Here is a 17,135-nt window from a genome sequence, read left to right on the forward strand (position 1 = left end):
GCCAGGTTCCGGATGGTTTAGCCAAGCGATTCGTGCAGCGAGACGACAAGAACAAAGTCCTGCACGCATCCGACCGGTTTTTCACTTAGTTTAGGGGTTTGTATGACTAACCAGTCGCAAGACGGCGCCTATGTGCTGCCGTTCGAGCAATTGCGGATGACGGATGTTGAAGTCGTCGGCGGTAAAAACGCTTCGCTGGGCGAGATGATCTCCCAGCTGGATGGCGCCGGCGTGCGCGTTCCGGGCGGTTTTGCCACCACGGCACTGGCATTCCGCGATTTCCTTGCACACAACAACCTGACCGAGCGCATCTCCCAGCGTCTGGCCAGCCTGGATGTCGACGACGTCAAGGCGCTGGCTGCCGCCGGCAAGGAGATCCGCGAGTGGGTCGCCACTGCGCCGTTCCAGCCGCGTCTGGAGCAGGAGATCCGCGAGCACTTCGAGCGTGTCTCCAAGCGTGAAGGGGCCGAGGCCTCGTTCGCGGTGCGTTCGTCGGCCACGGCCGAGGATTTGCCCGACGCCTCGTTCGCCGGCCAGCAGGAAAGTTACCTCAACGTCTCCGGCATTGACGACGTACTCGACAAGATCAAGCACGTGTTCGCCTCGCTGTACAACGACCGCGCGATTTCGTACCGCGTGCACAAGGGCTTCGCCCATGACGTGGTGGCGTTGTCGGCAGGCATCCAGCGCATGGTGCGCTCGGACTGCGGCGCCTCGGGCGTGATGTTCACGATCGACACCGAATCGGGCTTCCAGGAGGTTGTCTTCATCACCTCCAGCTACGGCCTGGGCGAAACGGTGGTGCAGGGCGCGGTCAACCCGGACGAGTTCTACGTCTTCAAGCCGACGCTGGCCGCCGGCAAGTACCCGATCATCCGCCGCTCGATCGGCTCCAAGCTGATCAAGATGGAATTCACCGCGCCGGGCGAAGAAGGCCGCGTGAAGACCGTCGACGTGCCGGGCGAACTCCGCAACCGCTACTCCATCAACGATGCCGACGTGGCAGAGCTGGCGAAGTACGCCGTCATCATTGAAAAGCACTACGGCCGCCCGATGGATATCGAGTGGGGCAAGGACGGCAAGGACGGCAAGATCTACATCCTGCAGGCCCGCCCGGAGACGGTGAAGAGCCAGGCGCACGGCAAGGTCGAGCAGCGCTTCCGCCTGAAGGGTTCGGCGCCGGTGCTGACCACCGGTCGCGCCATCGGCCAGAAGATCGGTACGGGCCCGGTGCGCGTCATCAACGACCCGGCTGAAATGGAGCGCGTGCAGCCAGGCGACGTGCTGGTTGCCGACATGACCGACCCGAACTGGGAACCGGTGATGAAGCGTGCCTCGGCCATCGTCACCAATCGTGGCGGCCGTACCTGCCACGCAGCCATCATCGCGCGTGAACTGGGTGTGCCGGCGGTCGTTGGCTGCGGCGATGCGACCGACCTGCTGAAGGACGGGACGCTGGTGACGGTCTCGTGCGCCGAAGGCGACGAAGGCAAGATCTACGACGGCCTGCTGGAAACCGAAATCACGGAAGTCCAGCGCGGCGAAATGCCGACGATCAGCACCAAGATCATGATGAACGTCGGTAATCCGCAACTGGCGTTCGATTTCTGCCAGATCCCGAACGGCGGCGTGGGCTTGGCCCGCCTTGAATTCATCATCAACAACAACATCGGTGTTCATCCGAAGGCGATCCTCGACTACCCGCAGGTCGACAGCGACCTGAAGAAGGCCGTGGAAAGCGTGGCCCGCGGCCATGCCAGCCCGCGTGCTTTCTACGTCGACAAGCTGGCCGAGGGCATCGCCACCATCGCGGCGGCGTTCTATCCGAAGCCCGTGATCGTGCGCCTGTCGGACTTCAAGTCCAACGAGTACAAGAAGCTGATCGGCGGTTCGCGCTACGAGCCGGACGAAGAAAACCCGATGCTGGGCTTCCGTGGCGCCTCGCGCTACATCGCAGAGGACTTTGCTGAAGCCTTCGAGATGGAATGCCGCGCCATGAAGCGCGTACGCGACGAAATGGGCCTGACCAACGTCGAAGTGATGGTGCCGTTCGTGCGCACGCTCGGCCAGGCCGAGAAGGTTGTCGAGCTGCTGGCCAAGTACGGCCTGAAGCGCGGCGAGAACGGGCTGCGTCTGATCATGATGTGCGAAGTGCCGTCCAATGCGATCCTGGCCGAGCAGTTCCTGCAGCATTTCGACGGTTTCTCGATCGGTTCGAACGACCTGACGCAGCTCACGCTGGGTCTGGACCGCGACTCCGGCATGGAGCTGCTGGCCAAGGACTTCGACGAGCGCGATCCGGCGGTCAAGTTCATGCTGCAGCGTGCCATTTCCACGGCCCTGTCGATGAACAAGTACGTCGGTATCTGCGGCCAGGGCCCGTCCGACCATCCGGATTTTGCCGAATGGCTGGCCAAGGAAGGCATCTCGTCGATCTCGCTGAACCCGGATTCGGTGATCGACACGTGGCAGAAGCTCGGTTCGGTTTAATGCCGGCCTAGAGTGTCGTAAGACGCGGCGCGTATCCTGACGGGTATGCGCCAACAAGAACGCGAAGTGCCCGGCGGCGCCCAACGCTGGCGGGGGCCGAGCGACATGCCCCCGCAGACGTGCAGCGTCGCGGGGGTTTTTTTATGGGATTTCGGGAGAGGGAGTATGTCGGCTCAGACCGTCTGGTTTTCTCTGGCCGTGCTGCTCGTCATCGGCGAGCTGATGACGGGGACGTTCTATCTGCTGATGGTGGCCATCGGCTTGGTCGCCGGCGGACTTGGCGCGCTGATCGGCCTTACGTTTCCCGCCCAGGCCATCGTGGCCGCGATTGTGGCGGTGTTCGGCATCGTCGGGCTGCGGCGCACGCGCTACGGGCGGACCACGCGCGAGAATGCCGCCCGCAATCGCAACGTCAATCTGGATATCGGCGAGACTTTGCGTGTCGATGCCTGGTCGCCAGAGCGCCGCGCGCGCGTGCAGTATCGCGGCGCTGCATGGGATGTCGAACTGGCACCGCATGCGCCGGCTACGGGCGGTGAATTCCGCATCGTCGAAGTGCGCGGCAACGTGCTCGTCGTCGCACCCAAATAGCACGCAAATAGCATCCAAAACAACCAACAAGCTCAACCACGGAGGTTCTATGTTCGAGCTGGGGACTCTCGCGATCATCGTCCTGTTTGCCGCCATTGTGCTGATCGCACAAGGCATCAAGATCGTGCCGCAACAGCACGCCTGGATTCTCGAGCGGCTGGGCAAGTATCACGCGACGCTTTCGCCCGGGCTCAATATCGTGCTGCCCTTTGTCGATCGGGTGGCGTACAAGCACGTGCTCAAGGAAATTCCTCTCGACGTGCCGAGCCAGATCTGCATCACCAAGGACAACACGCAGCTGCAGGTGGACGGCATTCTGTACTTCCAGGTGACCGATCCGATGCGGGCCTCGTATGGCTCCAGCAATTTCGTGATCGCCATTACCCAGTTGGCGCAGACGACGCTGCGCTCGGTGGTCGGCAAACTGGAACTGGACAAGACGTTTGAAGAACGCGACTTCATCAACCACAGCGTGGTCAATGCGTTGGATGAGGCGGCATCGAACTGGGGCGTGAAGGTGCTGCGCTACGAGATCAAGGATCTGACGCCGCCGAAGGAAATCCTGCACGCCATGCAGGCGCAGATCACGGCAGAGCGCGAAAAGCGTGCGCTGATCGCCGCATCCGAAGGCAAGCGCCAAGAGCAGATCAACCTGGCATCCGGTGCGCGCGAGGCGGCCATCCAGAAATCGGAAGGGGAAAAGCAGGCCGCCATCAACAAGGCGCAGGGCGAAGCGGCGGCGATTCTGGCGGTGGCTGAAGCCAACGCCCAAGCGATCCAGAAGATCGGTCAGGCCATTCGCACCGAGGGCGGTGTCGATGCCGTCAACCTGAAAGTGGCGGAAGAGTATGTGAGTGCGTTCGGCAACCTGGCCAAGCAGGGCAACACGCTCATCGTACCGGGCAACATGGGCGACCTGAGCACGATGATTGCGTCAGCGTTGACGATTGTGAAGCAGCAGCGGCCGAGCGCGTAAAAGCTCGGCGAGCGAAAGGGCTCAAGCCTTCTCGCGCATGAGGCGGGCTTTTTCGCGCTGCCAGTCGCGGTTCTTTTCGGTTTCGCGCTTGTCGAACTGCTTCTTGCCTTTGGCGAGACCGATTTCGCACTTCACGCGGCCGCGCGTGTAGTGCAGGTTGATGGGCACGAGCGTGTAGCCGCGCTGCTCGACCTTGCCGATGAGCTTCTTGATCTCTTCGGCGTGCAGCAGCAGTTTGCGGGTGCGCACGGGGTCTGGATGGACATGCGTGGAGGCCGATTGCAGCGGGCTGATATGGGCCCCGATCAGGAACAGCTCGGCGTTACGGATGACGACGTAGCCTTCCTTGATCTGCGCACGGTTGGCCCGGATGGCTTTCACCTCCCAGCCCTCGAGAGCCATGCCTGCCTCGTAGCGCTCTTCGATGAAGTAATCGAAAAAGGCCTTCTTGTTGTCGGCGATGGTCATACGTTGGAATATGCGGTGCGCGCCTTGGGGTGACGATCCCTGCATGCGCTGCGATAAAATGGCGAGTTTAACAAATCCGCCGCAATCCAAACCGGGACGCGGCGCGCAAAGCTTTCGGATGACGCATGGCAGACGTTGAAAAAACCGTGTTGATTGGCTACTCGGCCGAGCAGATGTTCGACCTGGTCACCGACGTCAAGGACTATCCGAACTTCCTGCCGTGGTGCGGCGGCGTGGAAATCTACGAGCAGACCGAAACGTCACTCGACGCCCGCGTGGATATTGCCTTCAAGGGCATCCACCAGTTCTTTCGCACGCGTAACGTGCAAACGCGGCCCACCCGCATTGATATGACGTTCGCAGACGGGCCTTTCAAGTCGTTTACCGGTTTCTGGATCTTCACGCCGCTGCGCGCGGACGCCTGCAAGATCAACTTCCACCTGCATTACGAATTTTCCAGCGTGATTCTGGAAAAGCTGATCGGGCCGGTGTTCAGCATGATTGCCAACACCTTCGTCGATTCGTTCGTCAAACGCGCTGAGACGGTGTATGGCGAATCCTGAGTCCGACAACGTGATCGACGTGATGGTCTGCCTGGCGACGGTCACGCCGCCGCGGCTTGTCAACGTGCAGGTGGCGGCGCAGGCGACGGTGGCTGACGCTGTGCGTGCCTCTGGTCTGCTCGATGGCTTGGAACTGACGATCGATAGCTGCCGCCTGGGGATCTACGGCAAGCGCAAGACGCCCGATGCACCGTTGCACGCACGTGACCGCATAGAAATACTGGGACCGCTGATCGCCGATCCAAAAACCGCACGCCGGCGGCGCGTGCAGAAGGTGCGAGCCACTGGCACGCGCGAGGGGCTGAAGTGGCTGCGCAACGAGGCGCCGCCCAAAGACGACGTCCTCGAGTAACGGGCAATCAGTTGCAGTTGGCGCTCAGGGCAGCTTGGTTGCGCTGGACGGCTGCGGCGCGCTGGTTGTCATCCATATAGGCGATCGAGCCGTCGGCCTGCACTGAGCCGACGCGGCGGCCATCCTGCATATACGTGGTTTCGTTGCGCAGGCGTGCGCATTCGGCTTGTTTGCGCTGGGCAGCCTCTGCCTGCCTGGCTTCGTCCTGTTCTTTCTTGGCGCGATCGGACAGACGTTTGCGCAGCTCTTCATCGGGGTTGGATGCCGCGACGCCCGAGGCTGGCTGGCCGGGTTTGGCTGCCCCGTTCGCGTCCACCGCTTTAACGCCAGAGGCCGGCGCAGAAAGGGCTTCATACGCAGTAGCCGTACGGCTGTTCGGGTTGCGGATGATGCGGCTGGGCGGCACTGACGGCGGCGGTGCGGCGTCGCTGTAGACCATGTGGCCCTTGTCATCGCGCCATTGCCAGGCCCATTGCGCCTGGGCAACCGGGCAGGCAAGGGCGATCAGGGCAGCGGTGGCAGGTAACAGGACGTGCAGTCGTTTCATGAAGTTCTCGTTCGTGGACTGCCGACGGCGCGCTGGCCGACCCGACGACGGCCCCTCGACGCGCACGGGAGCCCGGTGGCGTGATCGCCACTCGCCAATTTAGGCCGACGGCCTGGCTTGGCCTGTCGACTCGCCCCCCGGCAAGGCGCCCAGTTTATGCAGACTTGTCGTTGGCGTGCAAGCGGACCGACCAGCCGACACCCGCAATCAGCAAGGCGATTGCGGCGATCTCAAGCGGACGCGGCCAGCGGCCGTCGTACACGAAGCCATATGCCAGCGCGAACAGCGTCTCGAACACGATCATCTGGCCCGACAGCGTGAGCGGTAGCCGTCGGGAGGCGATGTTCCACAGGTTGTTGCCGATCAGCGACGCGCCGAGTGCCACGGCGGCATTGACCGCCCAGAACGTGCCCCAGACGCGCCCGCCGGCATGCATCCAGCTCGTACCAACCGCGAGCAGGGCCACCAAGGTCAAGGCCGCCGACAGAATGCCGCTGGAAATGCCGTACAACGCAGACCATTCGTTGCTGGAGAAATGCGGATTGCGCTGCAGGTAGCGGGCATTGTCCACGGCGTACCAAGTCCAGCTGCAAAGCGCGCCCACGGCACAAGCGATGCCGGCAATGCGTTGCCAGACCGGCCGGACGTTGGTGGCTGCCGTTGCCGATTCATGGCCGAACAGGTCGACGTTGATGCAGGCGATGCCCGCAGCGACAACCAGTAGCGGCCAGATCAGCCGGGAGAGCGGCACGGCGCCGTGATCGCGCCGGCCAAGCATCGTCACTGTGATGGGCAGGATGCCGACGATGAGGGAGGTGGGTGCAACGCCAGCCAGTTGCACGCCAAACGCCACGAAAACGAAGTAAACAAGATTGCCGCTGCAGGATTGCATGACCAGCGCTAGGCAATCGGCGCGGGTAATCTTGCGGGCAATGCGGGGAAGGATCGGGGCAGCGGCAACGGCTGCGATGACGCCGTAGGCGAGATAGCGGCCGAGGGTCAGTTCCCACGGTGAAAACGCGGGCAGCGCGCGGGGCGCAATAAACACCATGCCCCACATCGCCCCGGCCAGCAGGGCGCACAATACGCCAATTCCCATTCGAACACTCGCGAGGCTGATTCTGCGCGGCTGCTGGCGGCGCAGGGCGCTGGAGGTGCGTGCGCGAAGAAAAATTTATCGAGCATAGCACGGGTCGTTACAACCGTGGGGCGATTTCCCGTATAATCCGATTTTGCGCCTAGAGGAAATTGCTATGCGTCTTGTCCAGAAAGCACTCACGTTCGATGATGTGCTGCTCGTCCCGGCTTACTCGGCCGTCCTGCCCCGCGATACGTCCCTTCGCACCAAGCTCACCCGTTCGATCGAACTCGCCATTCCGCTCGTGTCCGCCGCCATGGATACGGTCACGGAAGCGCGGCTGGCCATCGCCATGGCCCAGCAGGGTGGTATCGGTATCGTCCACAAGAATCTGAAGCCGGAAGAACAGGCGCGCGAAGTCGCCAAGGTCAAGCGCTTCGAATCGGGCGTGCTGCGCGATCCGATCACCATCGGCCCGGAGATGAAGATACGCGACGTGATGGTCCTGTCGGCCCAGCATGGCATTTCGGGCTTCCCGGTGCTGGAAGGCAAGAAGGTGGTGGGCATCATCACCAACCGCGATCTGCGCTTTGAAGAAGAGCTGGACGCCCCGGTGCGCGCCAAGATGACGCCGAGCGAGAAGCTGGTCACCGTCAAGGAAGGCGCCTCGCTGGAAGAGGCCAAGCGCCTGATGAACAAGCACCGCCTGGAGCGCGTGCTGGTAGTCGGGGACGACTTTGAGTTGCGCGGCCTCATTACCGTGAAGGACATCCAGAAGGCCACCGAGTACCCGCTTGCCTCCAAGGATGCGCAGGGTTCGCTGCGTGTGGGCGCGGCAGTGGGCGTGGGTCCGGACAACGATCTGCGCGTCGAGCTGCTGGCCAAGGCCGGCGTGGACGTGATCGTCGTCGACACGGCGCACGGTCACAGCCAGGGCGTGCTCAATCGCGTGCGCTGGATCAAGGATAAATACCCGCATGTGCAAGTCGTTGGCGGCAACATCGCCACGGCCGAAGCCGCCAAGGCACTGGTCGACCACGGCGCAGATGGGGTCAAGGTCGGTATCGGCCCAGGCTCGATCTGCACGACGCGGATCGTCGCAGGCGTGGGCGTGCCGCAAATCACGGCCGTGTCCAACGTGGCCGAAGCGCTCAAGCACACCGGCGTGCCGCTCATTGCTGATGGCGGCGTCCGCTACTCGGGCGATATCGCCAAGGCGCTGGCTGCAGGCGCGCACACCGTGATGATGGGCGGCATGTTCGCCGGCACGGAAGAGGCGCCGGGCGAAGTGTTCCTGTATCAGGGTCGCTCGTACAAGAGCTACCGTGGCATGGGCTCGGTAGGCGCCATGAAGGACGGTGCGGCTGACCGCTACTTCCAGGAAGACAACACCGCCAACGTCGACAAGCTCGTGCCGGAAGGCATTGAGGGTCGCGTGCCCTACAAGGGCTCGGTGCTGCCGATCGTGCACCAGCTCACGGGCGGTATTCGTTCGTCGATGGGCTACTGCGGCTGCGCGTCGATTGACGAATGGCACGACAAGAGCCAGTTTGTTCAGATCACCGCCGCCGGCATGCGCGAATCGCACGTGCACGACGTGCAGATCACGAAGGAAGCGCCGAACTATCACCTCGACTGATCGGCTGCCCCGATCACCGTACACAAGATAGAAGGTGAGCAGTACTGCCGCCGGGGCGCGCGGGCGTTCCGGCTGATTCAACCGGTGGCCGAAGCACGGGCGGCCACCCGCAACTGGAGACGAAGATGAAAGCGCTTTTGCGACTCGTTCTGTTTCTGGATGCGGCTGTCGCGCTGTGCGTCGGTCTCGTCCTGCTGGCTTCGCCGTTGACGTCCATCTTCGGCGCGCTGCAATTGCCGCAGCCGGAGCCGGCCCTGTACGGTCAACTCCTCGGCGTGACGCTGATCGGCCTGGCGTGGCTGCTGTGGCACGCCACCGTCAATGGGCAACTGACCACCGCCGTGGCGCAGGTGATCGGCCATGTGAACCTGGCCGTGGCGGTGCTGGTGATTGCCTGGCTGCTGTTCTTCCACCTGCCGGTGGAAGGCGCGGGCCGCATCTGGCTGCCAACCTTCGCCGCCGTGCTGGCAGCGTTTTCCGCTGTGCAGATTCCCGCTTCGCGTCGCGTGCGCACCAACGAGCGCGAGCGCGCACAGAAGGCGCGCGATGAAGCCGCCGCCGCGCGCGAGCGCCAGCGTGTCGACGCCGAGCGCCGCGAACCCGCCTACATGCCGCCCCCGGGCTACGGCCCCGGCACTGAGGTCGACACGATTGCCGATTCCATTCCTCCACAACATGCACGACAAAGTCCTCATCCTTGATTTCGGCTCGCAGGTCACGCAACTGATTGCGCGGCGCGTGCGTGAAGCACACGTCTATTGCGAGATTCACCCGAACGACGTGTCCGACGCCTTCGTGCGCGAGTTCGCGCCCAAGGCCGTCATCCTGTCCGGCAGCCACGCCAGCACGTACGAAGACCACCAGCTGCGCGCCCCGCAGGCCGTGTGGGACCTGGGCGTGCCGGTGCTCGGCATCTGCTACGGCATGCAGACCATGGCCGTGCAACTGGGCGGCAAGGTGGAGTGGAGCGACCACCGCGAATTCGGTTACGCCGAAGTGCGCGCGCATGGTCACACCCGCCTGCTCAAGGACATCCAGGACTTCGCCACGCCGGAAGGCCACGGCATGCTCAAGGTCTGGATGAGCCACGGCGACAAGGTCACGGAACTGCCGCCCGGCTTCAAGCTGATGGCGTCAACGCCGAGCTGCCCTGTTGCCGGCATGGCCGATGAGGCGCGCGGCTATTACGCCGTGCAGTTCCACCCGGAAGTCACGCATACCGTGCAGGGCCGTGCGCTGCTCGAGCGCTTCGTGCTGGAAATTGCCGGTGCCAAGCCCGACTGGGTCATGCGCGACCACATCGAGGAAGCCGTCAAGGCCATCCGCGAGCAGGTAGGCGATGAAGAGGTGATCCTCGGCCTGTCGGGTGGCGTCGATTCGTCGGTGGCAGCGGCGCTCATTCATCGCGCGATCGGCGACCAGCTCACCTGCGTGTTCGTCGACCACGGCCTGCTACGCCTGGACGAGGGCAAGATGGTGATGGACATGTTCGCCGGCCGCCTGCACGCGAAGGTTGTGCACGTGGATGCCTCCGAGCAGTTCCTTGGCCACCTGGCCGGCGTGACCGACCCGGAAGCCAAGCGCAAGATCATCGGCCGCGAATTCGTTGAAGTGTTCCAGGCCGAAGCCAAGAAGCTGAGCAATGCCAAGTGGCTGGCGCAGGGCACGATCTATCCGGACGTCATCGAATCGGGCGGCGCCAAGACGAAGAAGGCAACGACCATCAAGAGCCACCACAACGTGGGCGGCCTGCCGGAAACGCTCGGCCTGAAGTTGCTCGAGCCGCTGCGCGACCTGTTCAAGGACGAAGTGCGCGAGCTGGGCGTGGCGCTGGGCCTGCCGCACGAGATGGTGTATCGCCATCCGTTCCCGGGGCCTGGCCTGGGCGTGCGGATTCTGGGTGAGGTCAAGCGAGAATACGCAGACCTGCTGCGCCGTGCCGATGCGATCTTCATCGAGGAATTGCGCGGCACCAAGGCAACGGCACAGGACGCCGCTGCCGGCCTTTGCGCCGAGGGCGACGTTGGCAAGAGCTGGTACGACCTGACCAGCCAGGCGTTTGCCGTGTTCCTGCCGGTCAAATCCGTCGGCGTGATGGGCGATGGCCGCACGTACGACTACGTGACGGCATTGCGCGCCGTGCAGACGACCGACTTCATGACTGCGCACTGGGCACACTTGCCGTATGCGCTGCTGGGTCGCGTGTCCAACCGCATCATCAACGAGGTGCGTGGTTTGAGCCGTGTCGTGTATGACGTGTCGGGCAAGCCGCCTGCGACGATCGAGTGGGAGTGAAAACTCCGATAAATCAATGGGTTAAGCCACCTGTCTAGCCCAACATTCAGTGGCGCCCAAATCGCCCGGCACAGGGTTTTTGGTTCAGTTCGTCCTCTGTCCAAGCTCAAATTTGGACAAGATTTGGACAAGAACGGCTTGGTGATTGCCAAGCCGTTTTTGCATTCTAAGGCTTTTGCCAACGCTGGTGGATCGGCGAAGGGCGTAAGCAGGCGAGGGCGATGCTTCAACCAGCACTTCCATCGATCGCCGTTTGGGATATTGCCCCATCCTCACCAATCGAACGCCGCCCTCTCATTCCAGCCCCATGCTGTACCAATGGGCTGAGTGGTAACGAGATGGCTCTACGCAACAGATTTCATGGATATGAGCACTTCGCCAGTCGAGCAGAGGCCGTTTGAATGGCTGGACCTCGAAATGTTGGACCGTGACCCGCTGGCGGCGGTCGGAGCTTTGGGGCTCCCACCTTTGCCCGCACTGGTATTGCCTCTTCAGCGAGCGCTTCAGATATTGATTGGGCGGAAGCCGCCGCCTACATGGGCGTTCAGTCGAACACCTTGGCAACCTGGGATTGCACCCAGCGCAAACTGCATGGGGCTCTTGCCTACGAAGGAGGGCACCATGACCAATAATGCTGGCCCGAATCCATTTCAGAAGTTCTGCGCTACGCTCCCACCGGTTCCGAGCAGGGCGGTGTATCGGGCAAATGTGCTCCTGAGATCAGATGACATCTTTCCGAAAGATGCCTATGAGGAGGTGCTCTACATTGCGCTTGCCTTGACTCCTGCAAGGGAGGCGCTCGATTGGCTGGAGAGGCTCTACCACGAACTATCGGCAAACTATGCTCGGGCGGCGTTTGGCCGGTTAAGCAATACCAACAAGGGCTTGGTGTTTGCCGGATATGCGTTGAAATATCTCGGGGCGAATTTGCCACCTAGATTTGGGCGAGTGTGGTACAGCTTGTTTGTTGTCAAGGAGAAACGGAAGTCGGTGGATGAGTTCCCAGTTACGTCTTATCAAAATGCCGGAATCTGGCCTTTTTTTGATCGCAAGACGGTCTCTCCGCATGACGTTGCGGAAAGGGTAAGGCTAGAGTTGGGGGAGTTGTGTCCGCCTCCGGGGCAGTTCTTGAGAATTGACGAGAGCGGGTCTGTCGTTGAGGCCGGCTCTCGGGCAGCATCTCATCGCACGAGTAAATTCAACAGGCAGCCATCCTGAGTATCACCTGATCGCCGACAAAAGCGGGGATTTTTCGTTTCTGTACCTCCCCATCTTCCCCTGGGTGACTCTCGCCAACCCACGATCCGACGGGCGTTGGGAGGATGGGATTATGCCCTTCAAACAAATCCACGCTCCTCCTCTGCACGGCTCCTGCCGCTCCTGGGCGATGCCTCTAGACGGTCCGCCTGCCTTGAGCAGTTCTTTCTTAATTTTTTAAAAAATATTGAAATAAGTACTTTTAAAGTTAAAATACGAATAAGGAATTTGTGCTGCAATTTTTCAGCGCATGCAATTAATCATGAACACAGAGAATAACGTAATTTCCGCCGTGCGCAATGCCGGTGGACCCAGCAGAGTAGCAGCAGAGCTGCGTGTGTCGAGTCGGGCGGTCAAGACTTGGCAGAACAAAGGATACGTCCCCAAGTATGACTGCGCACAAAGGCTTGCAACGCTTGTCGGTGTGTCTGTGGCAACACTGCGGAAGGCCATCTGACAGCACTACCGGTGGAGATGTGTAGGTTTCGTTCCCACCGTTCCAAAAACAAGAGCTCGGCGAAGTGAGAATTCGACCGAGCCCGAATAATAAAAAACAATTGATATATGTATTTTAACTCCATCTTCATGGAGGGAATTCCGTTACAGACAAGCATTTCCTTCCAACAAAAATCTGCTCCAAACGTTCCGGCCACCGTCACCGCTGCAACTAGCGGGTCGTATGTGACGGTACTGACCTCGCTGGATGCCCCCGTCAACAAGTGCTACAACAAGGACGAAGCGGGCGATGTGCGGAAAACAAGCTACCAAAATGCGTTCGGGTACGTGGCGAAAATGGTCCCAGCCAACGGGATCGAAGACCTTGCCGGGATCGTCGAATCGCACAGCGCCAATCGTCAGTGCATCCTGATCCGTGACCTACCGGTTAGCACCTCCCGTACGTGGGTACGCAGGACGAAAGAAAACTTCTGCGAACATCCGGCTGGCACCCCATGGGCGATGCTCGACTTCGACGACATCGAGCTGCCGGAAGGTATGGACCCGCTGTCACATGAGGCTATCGAGTGGGTGATTGCCCGGCTCCCGGCTGAGTTCCGCAACGCGACGTACTTCTTTCAGTTCAGCGCCAGTGCCGGCATCCTGGGCGCAGACGGAGTTCCGCTCAAGTCTGGCTTGAACGTCCATCTGTTCTTCTGGCTGGATCGTCGTATCCCCGGCAAGCAGCTTGTTGCCTATCTGTCGTTGCACTGTATGCAGACCGGCTTCTACAAGCTGGGCGAGAACAAGGGCGGCGTTGTGGCGTTGGTCCCTGGTATTGATCCAGCATTGCTGTATAACCCAGTTCAGGCCCACTACATTGCAGCGCCGACGATTGGTGATGGGGTTGTGTGCCAGCTCTTGCCCGAGAGCCGTCAAGGCTTGATCCGTAAGGACGTTCAATCGGTCTCGGTGCCAGCGTTGGACAAGGCCGTGGAACGTCAGGCCAGAACACTCAAGGAGCAGCTCGTCAACGAGTACAAGCGTGCCCACGGCTACACGGCTCGAACCGCCTTGACCCACGTTGAGGGCAGGATCGCCAACACCCGGTATAGCGCTGCACCAAACCGTGCCGGTCAGCCCGCCCGCGTCGGCCGCACCTTGGTCCGCACCAAGCTTAGCGGCGATGGGAACTATCTGACGCTGTACTTCGCCGACGAGGGCTCACCTGGCTCCTGGTATGTCAGCAAGCAGCGCCCCCAGCTTGGTATTCGTCACGGTGACGCTGAGACTTTTCTGCTCAAGGAGCTGTCGCCCGGTGCGCATGCCTATGTGCGAGATGAGCTTGGTTGGTTTTCAGAGGTGCCGCACCATCATTTGGATCTGGTTGACGGCTATCTTCCAGCGTTGACGAGTTTTGCCACAGCCAAGGTGTCGTTGGTTTACTCGCCGACGGGTTCAGGCAAGACCACAGCAACGATCGGCTGGATTGGAGAACAAATCCAACAGCGTCGGACTGTTTTCTATGCCGGGCCGACGATTGCCTTGGTGGATCAGATGCGGGGCGACCTGACAGCAGCCGGTCTCAACCCTGTGTACTACAAGGACGCGTGGGGACCGAACTTGCCCAGAGGTGGCGTGGTTGTCACCACCTACAAGTCTTTGCCGAAGCTCCTGAAGAGTGCCTATAACCTGGGGCTGCCCCATGTCCTGATTCTCGATGAAATTCATCAAGGTCTGGACCATTACATGGGCAAGGCCAATCGCCTGGCTGCCTTGGAATCTGCTCTCGGCAAGGCTCGCCAGACACTGATGCTGACAGGCACGCTGACGGACGTTCAACGAACTGCTGTGACTGAGGTCTGCAAGCAATCATTGGGGGGCCTGACAGAAGATCTCTACTGCTGCTACGAATTTGCATCGGCCAAGGCCAATCCGTTGGAAGTTGTACCCAGTGGGCAGTTTGACTCGGACCTCGCTGTGTTGTTCGAGGGCTTCAAAGCCAAGCTGGACAACGGCGAGCCCTTGCCACGCCTGGTGTTGATGCTCGATACCTCCAGGCTGGGCATGTATCGCCTCTTGGTGCAGCGGTACGGCCTAACAGGGCACGCCATGGTCGTGTCTCGTCCTGAGAGCACTGAAGCGGAAATCGAAGCTGCAAGAACGAGCACGCTGCCCATCCTTATCGCCAGTCCGTTGTTTGGCCTGGGGCTCAATTTCGTGCGGGAACCAGACATCCTGTGGGCTCGCTTCGATCATGTGAAGGCCGACACCAATCAGATCATCCAGACGGTGAACCGTGCCAATCGTGGCCAAGTGCAGTGCGAAGTGCGCATCTACGGCAACGTTCAGCCTGACGTGAGATTTGCTTTGCCCAACGGTGTCATGCTGCGCCAGGAAATCGCTGAGCGTATGCAGGGCGAAGCGTCCCTTGCTGGCTTGCTTGAAGAACACTTCCAGCTCGACCGGGTGCTGTACAAAAGCTTGCGTGAGGCCGAGCAGAACAGCCAGGTTGCGCTGAGCGTGCTGGTGCGGGACAACGCCATCCAGAACTATGACGTTGTTGTGCGAACGGATGCCGTGGTTGAGCGCAGTGTTGCTGCCCCTGTCAAGGAGGCTCGCAAAGAGGCACGCTTGGCCTATCGTCAGGCAGTTGTCGAAGCAGCCGCGTTGGTTCCCAGGCATGGTCCGCTCGGTGCAGCGGCCAAGCTGACAGCACTACGAGACGAGCGCAGGAACGGCTGGAAGCATGACGAACCTCGTCTTGAGCGTGAGTTGCAAAACGAAGAGGCTGGCATCGTGATGACAGGCTTCGGCATTGCAGACCCGACGGTGGCTCAAAAGGTCGATGGAGGCAAGGTCTTGCGCTTGATCGGTGAAATTTCGCCGTGGATTTCGAACCAGTATGCTCGGGATCGTCACCCCGACTGGGCCAAGGTCGAGGCCGAGAAGACAGACAAGATTGTCGTGTTGCTGGAAAAGCTGGAGGACCTCAAGGCTGGACGGATCAATGCGGAAGATCTGTCGGCGGCGCTGACCCGAAACGGTCAGCTTGGAGAGGCGTTCCAAGCCCTGGCGGGGAGCGACATGGAGTTCCAGTCCATTGGGCGAAAGATTGATCGGCTGACGAAGGTTCGAGAAAAACTGAGGGGCAAGGGCGGAAACGCTCAGCGAGCCTCAGCCCATGAGGACGGCCTCGAACTGCTGTGCGAACTGCTTGGGCCGTTGGGTGTCAGTTACGGCAAAAAGCAGGACAGGGGCCGGAAGGTGACGGATATCACCAAGCCCATCGTGCCGCCAAACTGGGACTTTCCGGAGATGATTCTGATCCTGAAACGTCAGGCAGCTCGACTGCGGGCGTTGCCCAAAGGACAGACGGTGCCGGTTGCGGAGGTGCTGCCGCTGGGAGAGCCTGCGATGCCTCGCCAAGTCTGCGAGGGCTGCAAGTTCTTTCATCAGAACGCTTGTTGCGTGGGGCGTCAAACAGACTGGCAAAGTTCGACCTTCGATGCTGTCGGCAAACGCTGCGACGCATTCAAGCCCATCAAGATCGAACTGATGTTGCGCTGACCGGCTGGTGGTCCGCCCACCAATTTTGAAAATTCGTGGGCGACTCAGCGCAGGAAAGCCGCACCATTGTTTGCTGTTCGGCTGCGAGCATTTCCTACTATATATATAGAAAACATCAACAGAGAGCAGGCCAACTGCCCGGCCGAACCGTCTGCTCCCCCAAAGCTCGGGGCCATAGCACGACTAGCCCCGGCATGGACGAAACCCCTCCCAGCAATGATGGAGAACATCAAGCAGGCCCTGTCGCCGGCAGCCCATGAAATGGGGTCGGCATGGACACGAGGGAGCCGCCACGAACTATGATGCACCTCGGTCGTTGAGGATTTTTCGCATCTCGTTTAGCGTTCTGAAGTGCTCTTGCGTTACTGGTTGACCACGGTCATCAAATCCAGTCTGGCATTGCTTTTTTGCCATTTCGTACAACTTGGCTCCAAGCTCAAGTAGCTGTTCTCTATCAAACTGGCGAAGATACGCATTGATTTCGCCGGCGTCTTTCTGAGATTCACGGTTCATGATTGGCTCCATTGCGTTTTCTTGCGTGCCACGCAGAGCCACCAACAGTTGGCAACTCATGGCTCGCTCACGATCCAGACAACTGGTTGGTGCAACCAACTGTCCTGCCGACTTCATGGTCTCAGGCGATTCCCAACCGCCGACCATGGAGTTCATGATGAGCATCAACGCGAATAACAGGAAGGCACTGTGGGCGGTGATCGAAGCCATGGAGAACGTTCTGGTCCACAGCCCAGGAACTGGCGACGCTAGCAGACTCCGAAGGAGGCAGTCATGGACTATGACGTCATTGGATACGTGCTGGACCGGAGTCATTCCCGGTGGTGTTTCGCCCACGAAACTCAAAAACTCGTGGGCGATC

The 17,135-nt window shown here is 60.7% G+C and carries 14 protein-coding genes; 10 read left to right on the forward strand and 4 right to left on the reverse strand.

Annotated elements, in window-relative coordinates; genetic code table 11:
* Positions 1 to 102: 102 nt before the first annotated feature.
* The 3 genes from ppsA to R2N03_RS05890 all read left to right on the forward strand — a co-directional run bounded on the left by ppsA (position 103) and on the right by R2N03_RS05890 (position 4,057).
* Positions 103 to 2,490 carry a phosphoenolpyruvate synthase gene (ppsA, locus tag R2N03_RS05880; protein ID WP_316656148.1) on the forward strand — a complete coding sequence of 796 codons (2,388 nt, stop codon included), beginning with the start codon at positions 103 to 105 and terminating at the stop codon, positions 2,488 to 2,490.
* A gap of 165 nt (positions 2,491 to 2,655) precedes the next feature.
* Positions 2,656 to 3,081: an NfeD family protein gene (locus R2N03_RS05885; RefSeq protein WP_232042730.1), complete on the forward strand. Its 426-nt coding sequence runs from the start codon at positions 2,656 to 2,658 to the stop codon at positions 3,079 to 3,081.
* A 49-nt stretch (positions 3,082 to 3,130) separates the two neighbouring features.
* Positions 3,131 to 4,057 (forward strand): SPFH domain-containing protein, encoded by a 927-nt coding sequence (locus R2N03_RS05890; RefSeq protein WP_102067135.1) that lies wholly within the window; start codon positions 3,131 to 3,133, stop codon positions 4,055 to 4,057.
* Positions 4,058 to 4,078: 21 nt separating this feature from the next.
* Here R2N03_RS05890 and smpB read toward each other — a convergent pair whose 3' ends face one another.
* Complete coding sequence (smpB, locus tag R2N03_RS05895) at positions 4,079 to 4,525, reverse strand: SsrA-binding protein SmpB (RefSeq protein ID WP_316656154.1); 447 nt, start codon at positions 4,523 to 4,525, stop codon at positions 4,079 to 4,081.
* 125 nt (positions 4,526 to 4,650) lie between these two features.
* Between smpB and R2N03_RS05900 the strand changes: the two genes are divergently transcribed.
* Positions 4,651 to 5,088 (forward strand): type II toxin-antitoxin system RatA family toxin, encoded by a 438-nt coding sequence (locus R2N03_RS05900; RefSeq protein WP_316656157.1) that lies wholly within the window; start codon positions 4,651 to 4,653, stop codon positions 5,086 to 5,088.
* The gene (locus R2N03_RS05905; RefSeq protein WP_316656159.1) at positions 5,075 to 5,440 is read left to right on the forward strand and encodes an RnfH family protein; all 366 of its coding nucleotides are present in this window, start codon (positions 5,075 to 5,077) and stop codon (positions 5,438 to 5,440) included. The genes R2N03_RS05900 and R2N03_RS05905 overlap by 14 nt, the downstream gene beginning before the upstream one ends.
* Before the next feature lie 7 nt (positions 5,441 to 5,447).
* On the opposite strand, the gene R2N03_RS05910 is transcribed toward R2N03_RS05905, so the two are convergent.
* Together R2N03_RS05910 and R2N03_RS05915 are read right to left on the reverse strand one after the other, a co-directional pair.
* Positions 5,448 to 5,987 (reverse strand): DUF4124 domain-containing protein, encoded by a 540-nt coding sequence (locus R2N03_RS05910; protein WP_232042735.1) that lies wholly within the window; start codon positions 5,985 to 5,987, stop codon positions 5,448 to 5,450.
* A gap of 154 nt (positions 5,988 to 6,141) precedes the next feature.
* Positions 6,142 to 7,086: a DMT family transporter gene (locus R2N03_RS05915; RefSeq protein ID WP_316656165.1), complete on the reverse strand. Its 945-nt coding sequence runs from the start codon at positions 7,084 to 7,086 to the stop codon at positions 6,142 to 6,144.
* A gap of 154 nt (positions 7,087 to 7,240) precedes the next feature.
* Here R2N03_RS05915 and guaB point away from each other — a divergent pair, with 154 nt between their 5' ends.
* The 5 genes from guaB (at position 7,241) to R2N03_RS05940 (ending at position 16,261) form a co-directional block, all read left to right on the forward strand.
* Positions 7,241 to 8,704 (forward strand): IMP dehydrogenase, encoded by a 1,464-nt coding sequence (gene guaB, locus R2N03_RS05920; protein WP_316656168.1) that lies wholly within the window; start codon positions 7,241 to 7,243, stop codon positions 8,702 to 8,704.
* Positions 8,705 to 8,829: 125 nt separating this feature from the next.
* A complete protein-coding gene (locus R2N03_RS05925) occupies positions 8,830 to 9,405 on the forward strand; it encodes a hypothetical protein (protein ID WP_316656170.1) in 576 nt (191 codons plus the stop codon).
* Entirely contained in the window at positions 9,380 to 10,999 is a 1,620-nt protein-coding gene (guaA, locus tag R2N03_RS05930; protein ID WP_316656175.1) for a glutamine-hydrolyzing GMP synthase, read from the forward strand. Before R2N03_RS05925 ends, guaA begins: the two co-directional genes overlap by 26 nt.
* 621 nt (positions 11,000 to 11,620) lie before the next feature.
* Entirely contained in the window at positions 11,621 to 12,217 is a 597-nt protein-coding gene (locus R2N03_RS05935; RefSeq protein ID WP_316656177.1) for a hypothetical protein, read from the forward strand.
* 603 nt (positions 12,218 to 12,820) lie between these two features.
* On the forward strand, positions 12,821 to 16,261 hold the full coding sequence (locus R2N03_RS05940; RefSeq protein WP_316656179.1) for a DEAD/DEAH box helicase family protein: 3,441 nt from the start codon (positions 12,821 to 12,823) through the stop codon (positions 16,259 to 16,261).
* Between the two features lie 297 nt (positions 16,262 to 16,558).
* Here the strand turns inward: R2N03_RS05940 and R2N03_RS05945 are convergent, their stop codons facing one another.
* Positions 16,559 to 16,984 (reverse strand): hypothetical protein, encoded by a 426-nt coding sequence (locus tag R2N03_RS05945; protein WP_316656181.1) that lies wholly within the window; start codon positions 16,982 to 16,984, stop codon positions 16,559 to 16,561.
* Positions 16,985 to 17,135 lie beyond the last annotated feature (151 nt).

It is taken from the genome of Ralstonia condita, from assembly GCF_958405655.1.
Lineage (GTDB): Bacteria > Pseudomonadota > Gammaproteobacteria > Burkholderiales > Burkholderiaceae > Ralstonia > Ralstonia condita.